Source organism: Halomonas gemina (genome assembly GCF_023554995.1).
Taxonomy (GTDB): Bacteria; Pseudomonadota; Gammaproteobacteria; order Pseudomonadales; family Halomonadaceae; genus Halomonas; species Halomonas gemina.
The window spans coordinates 1-362 of the sequence record NZ_JAMJPK010000035.1 but is presented as its reverse complement, the minus strand read 5'-3'; the positions used below and the strand labels follow the sequence as shown (position 1 = coordinate 362).

1 protein-coding gene is annotated in these 362 nt (G+C 66.6%); it reads left to right on the top strand.

The features are described from left to right. The coding region (locus tag M8009_RS19440) for a molybdopterin oxidoreductase family protein (RefSeq protein WP_250064036.1) at positions 1 to 362 on the top strand (362 nt) is incomplete at both ends.

Genomic DNA, 362 nt, shown 5'->3' with positions numbered 1-362 from the left:
TGGTGATCCTCACCGGCTGCAACCCGGCGATCAACCATCCGGTGGCGGCCACCTACTTCAAGCAGGCGGCGAGAAACGGCACCAAGCTGATCATCCTCGACCCGCGCGGCCAGGCGCTGGACGCCTATGCCCACCGCAGCGTGCGCTTCACCCCCGGCGGCGACGTCTCGCTCTACAACGCCATGCTCAACGTCATCATCGGCGAGGGGTTGTATGACCAGGGCTATATCGATGTCCACACCGAGGGCTTCGAGGCGCTCAAGGCCCATGTGCGCGAGCTGACCCCCGAGGCGATGTCGCCGGCCTGTGGCGTCGCCCCCGAGCAGATACGCGAACTCGCGCGTCTCTATGCGACCGCCGAC